General features: G+C 60.1%; 4 protein-coding genes. 1 reads left to right on the top strand and 3 read right to left on the bottom strand.

Features of this window, described 5'->3' with window-relative positions:
• Positions 1-1689: MFS transporter (locus D8U71_RS00820; protein ID WP_130886973.1), on the top strand; the 1689-nt coding region annotated here is incomplete at its 5' end.
• Between the two features lie 103 nt (positions 1690-1792).
• Here D8U71_RS00820 and sugE read toward each other — a convergent pair.
• The 3 genes from sugE to rdgC all read right to left on the bottom strand — a co-directional run bounded on the left by sugE (position 1793) and on the right by rdgC (position 4257).
• Positions 1793-2107 (bottom strand): quaternary ammonium compound efflux SMR transporter SugE, encoded by a 315-nt coding sequence (gene sugE / locus D8U71_RS00815; protein WP_041479526.1) that lies wholly within the window; start codon positions 2105-2107, stop codon positions 1793-1795.
• A 120-nt stretch (positions 2108-2227) separates the two neighbouring features.
• Complete coding sequence (locus D8U71_RS00810) at positions 2228-3193, bottom strand: bile acid:sodium symporter family protein (protein ID WP_130886972.1); 966 nt, start codon at positions 3191-3193, stop codon at positions 2228-2230.
• A gap of 143 nt (positions 3194-3336) precedes the next feature.
• Positions 3337-4257: a recombination-associated protein RdgC gene (gene rdgC, locus D8U71_RS00805; protein ID WP_024012190.1), complete on the bottom strand. Its 921-nt coding sequence runs from the start codon at positions 4255-4257 to the stop codon at positions 3337-3339.
• Positions 4258-4462: the final 205 nt, after the last annotated feature.

Below are 4462 nucleotides of genomic sequence, written 5' to 3'. Positions count from 1 at the left end.
ATCCTGCCGTTTTTCCTGTTCTCGGCGCTGGCCGGGCAGTTCGGGGAAAAATTCGCCAAGGACGCGCTGATCCGTCTGATCAAACTCGCGGAAATCGCCATCATGGCCGTAGGATCGATCGGCTTCCTCTTCGATCATCTGTCGCTGATGCTGGTGGCACTGTTCGCCATGGGCACGCACTCGGCGTTGTTCGGCCCGGTGAAGTATTCGATCCTGCCGCAGGCCTTGCGCGACGATGAACTGGTCGGCGGCAACGGTCTGGTGGAAATGGGCACGTTTCTGGCGATTCTCGCCGGCACCATCGGCGCCGGGATCATGATGTCGTCCGAGCACTACGCGCCGGTAGTCTCCGCAGCGATCGTCGGCATTGCCGTGCTGGGTTATCTGGCCAGCCGCAGCATTCCGCGCGCGGCGGCCTCGTCGCCGGAAATGCGCCTGAACTGGAACATTTTCAGTCAATCCTGGGCGACGCTGAAACTCGGTCTGGGCCAGACGCCTGCGGTGTCGCGCTCGATTGTCGGTAACTCGTGGTTCTGGTTTGTCGGGGCGATTTACCTGACGCAGATCCCGGCCTACGCCAAGGAATGGATGCACGGTGACGAAACCGTGGTCACGCTGATCCTGACCGTGTTTTCGGTGGGCATCGCGCTGGGTTCGATGCTCTGCGAGAAGCTCTCGGGGCGCAAAGTCGAGATCGGACTGGTGCCCTTTGGCTCGTTTGGCCTGACCGTGTTCGGCCTGTTGCTGTGGTGGCATTCCGGTGGGATCCCGGACAGCGTCACCGGCCATAGCTGGATTGCCGTGCTGGGCTTCGTGCACACCTGGGCGGTGTTGATCGACATCCTTGGCCTGGGCATTTTCGGTGGTTTCTATATTGTGCCGCTGTACGCGCTGATCCAGTCGCGCACGGCTGAAAACGAACGGGCGCGGGTGATTGCCGCCAACAACATTCTCAACGCGCTGTTTATGGTGGTGTCGGCGATTGTTTCGATCGTGTTGTTGAGCGTCGCCAAACTGTCGATCCCGCAACTGTTCCTGGTGGTGTCGCTGCTGAACATCGGCGTCAATGCCTACATCTTCAAGATCGTTCCGGAATTCAGCATGCGCTTCATGATCTGGCTGCTCAGCCATTCCATGTACCGCGTCGAGCACCGCAACCTTGAAGCGATCCCGGACGAGGGCGCGGCGCTGTTGGTGTGCAACCACGTGTCGTTCGTTGACGCCTTGCTCATCGGCGGTGCCGTGCGTAGGCCGATTCGCTTTGTCATGTACTACAAGATCTACAACCTGCCGGTGCTGAACTTCATCTTTCGCACGGCGGGCGCGATTCCTATCGCCGGGCGCCAGGAAGATATCCAGATCTACGAAAAAGCCTTCACGCGCATTGCCCAATATCTGAAGGACGGTGAGCTGGTGTGCATTTTCCCGGAAGGCAAATTGACCGCCGATGGCGAGATCAACGAGTTTCGCGGCGGCGTGACGCGGATTCTGGAGGAGACGCCGGTACCGGTGATTCCGCTGGCGTTGCAAGGATTGTGGGGGAGTTTCTTCAGTCGCGATCCGAACAAGGGCTTGTTCCATCGCTTGTGGTCGCGGGTGACGCTGGTGGCGGGGCCGGCGATTACTGAAGGGACGGAGCCGGCGAAGTTGCAGGTGTTGGTGGGGGAGTTGCGCGGATCTGTCAGATAGTCGTTGACTGGACGGCCCTCATCGCTGGCAAGCCAGCTCCCACAGGTTCGATGGTGTACACCAATCTTGTGGGAGCTGGCTTGCCAGCGATGGGGCCGGTGGCCTAAGCGCTGACCTTGAGTCCGATCAACCCGGTAACGATCAACGCCACACTGGCCAGCCGAATCAATGCCATCGACTCGCCGAACAGAATGATCCCGGCGATCACCGTGCCCACCGCACCTACGCCGGTCCAGATCGCATAGGCCGTACCCAACGGCAATTCCTTCATCGCCAAGCCCAATAGACCCAGACTGATAGCCATGGCGGCAACGGTGAGGGCGGTGGGGAGCGGGCGGGTGAAGCCGTCGGTGTATTTCAGGCCGACGGCCCAGCCGACTTCGAACAGGCCGGCGCAAAACAGAATGATCCAGGACATGCAGGACCTCCATCGAGTGACGGGGTCGTCCCCAGATTAATGACTCGAACGAGCCGCAGGGTCGTCCCCGCGTTGCGCAATATACTGACGAGCATTAACCCGGGGATCAAGTTTTCAGCCTCAATCGGCAGCCCGTTGCGCGAGGTTGTCGCGGTCTTCTTTTTCGCTCATGCGCCAGAAGTACGTCGACAGCAGTGCTCCGGAAATATTGTGCCAAACGCTGAACAGCGCGCTCGGCACCGCCGCCAGTGGCGAGAAGTGCGCACTGGCCAATGCCGCGCCCAGTCCCGAATTCTGCATGCCGACTTCCAGTGCCAGCGACTTGCGCTGAGCCAGAGGCAAGCCGAACAGGCGCCCGGTGAAGTAGCCGAGCAAGTAACCGAAGCTGTTGTGCAGCATGACCACGGCCATGATCAGCAGGCCGGACTCGGCGATTTTCGCCTGACTCGCCGCCACCACGGCGGTGACAATAATCACGATGCTGACCACCGACACCAGCGGCAACACATCCACCGCATGCCGCACCTTGTCGCCGAGCAGCCGCTGCGCGACCACGCCGAGAACGATCGGCAACAGCACCACTTGCAGGATCGACCAGAACAGCTCCATGAACGATACCGGCAGCCACGCCGAGGCCAGCAGCCAGATCAGCGCCGGGGTCAACAGTGGGGCGAGCAGGGTAGTGACTGCGGCAATCGCCACTGAAAGCGCCAGATCACCGCGTGCCAGCCAGGTCATCACGTTCGAAGAGGTGCCGCTCGGGCAGCAACCGACCAGAATCACCCCGACGGCGATTTCTGGCGGCAGGTGAAACACCTGGCAGAGCAACCACGCCACACCGGGCATGATCACGAAATGCGCAACCACGCCCAGCGCCACCCGCCACGGATGGCGAGCGACGGCGGCGAAGTCGTCGAGTTTGAGGGTCAGGCCCATGCCGAACATCACCAGACCCAGCAGCGGTACGATCGCGCTTTTCAGGCCGATGAACCACGCCGGTTGCAGGAAGGCCACGACGGCAAAAATCAGAACCCAGTAAGCGAAGGTATTGCCGACAAAGCGGCTGAGTGCAGCCAGTGCGCGCATGGCTTGATCCTTATTTTTGGTTACACCACAAAACATTGTGGGAGCGAGCCTGCTCGCGAATGCGGTGAGCCAGACACATTAATGTTATTGGCACACCGCATTCGCGAGCAGGTTCGCTCCCACACGTTAAATACTCGTCAGAGTCAGATCCCCTGCGGCATCTCTTCCCCACCCAACGCTTCAACCAGTGCCGGCAGGAAGTCGCCGAAGGTCAGCATCATCAGGGTGAAACTGGCATCCAGTTGGCCCAGGGCTTCGTCGCCACCGTCCTGTTCCGCCTGATCCTGCAGCAGATCCTCGAATTTCAGGCGTTTGACGGTCATCTTGTCGTCGAGCATGAACGACAGTTTGTCCTGCCAGGCCAGCGACAGCTGAGTGACGACTTTGCCGGTGCTCAGGTGCAGCTGGATTTCTTCGCTGGTCAGGTCCTGACGCTTGCAACGGACGATGCCGCCGTCTTCGTGTGTGTCGCGCAGTTCGCACTCGTCCAGCACATAGAAATCGTCGGCGGCTTTCTGCGTGGTGACCCACTCGGTCATCACCGCAGTCGGTGCCATTTTCACGGTCAGCGGACGCACGGGCAGGGTGCCGATCACTTCGCGCAGGGTCGACAGCAGGTCTTCGGCGCGTTTCGGGCTGGCCGAGTTGACCAGGATCAGGCCCTGTTTCGGCGCGATCGCGGCAAAGGTCGACGAACGACGAATGAACGCGCGCGGCAGAAAGGCCTGGATGATTTCATCCTTGATCTGATCGCGTTCCTTCTTATAGACCTTGCGCATCTGCTCGGCTTCGATCTCCTCGACCTTTTCCTTGACCGCGTCACGCACGACGCTGCCCGGCAGAATACGTTCTTCCTTGCGCGCAGAGATCAGCAGGAAATCGCCGCTGACGTGCACCAGCGGCGCATCTTCGCCCTTGCCGAACGGCGCCACGAAACCGTAAGTGGTCAGCTCCTGGCTTGCACACGGCCGCGCCAGTTTGGTCGCCAGTGCAGTTTCCAGCGCCTCGGCATCGACAGGCAGGTCTTGGGTCAGGCGATAGATCAGCAGGTTCTTGAACCACATGGGGCGAGTCACTCCTTTATACAAAGGGGGGCATTATTGTCTTCGCCGGGGCATAGGCCAACCCTTCTCTAAGCCTTTGGAAGGCCTCGGAAAATTATTTAAAAAAGTGCTTGCCAGAGGTTGGGGTGCTCCGTAGAATGCGCGCCACACCGAAGCGAAGGGTGATTAGCTCAGCTGGGAGAGCGTCTGCCTTACAAGCAGAATG

It is taken from the genome of Pseudomonas sp. Sample_21, from assembly GCF_004307525.1.
GTDB classification, from domain to species: Bacteria; Pseudomonadota; Gammaproteobacteria; order Pseudomonadales; family Pseudomonadaceae; genus Aquipseudomonas; species Aquipseudomonas atacamensis.
The sequence above is the reverse complement of the archived record's forward strand: the minus strand, read 5'-3'. Positions and strand labels throughout refer to the sequence as shown.

Coding starts and splice junctions, on each gene's coding strand:
- D8U71_RS00810 (WP_130886972.1), bottom strand. CDS start 3,193: ATGCGCGCACTGGCTGCACTCAGCCGCTTTGTCGGCAATACCTTCGCT.
- sugE (WP_041479526.1), bottom strand. CDS start 2,107: ATGTCCTGGATCATTCTGTTTTGCGCCGGCCTGTTCGAAGTCGGCTGG.
- rdgC (WP_024012190.1), bottom strand. CDS start 4,257: ATGTGGTTCAAGAACCTGCTGATCTATCGCCTGACCCAAGACCTGCCT.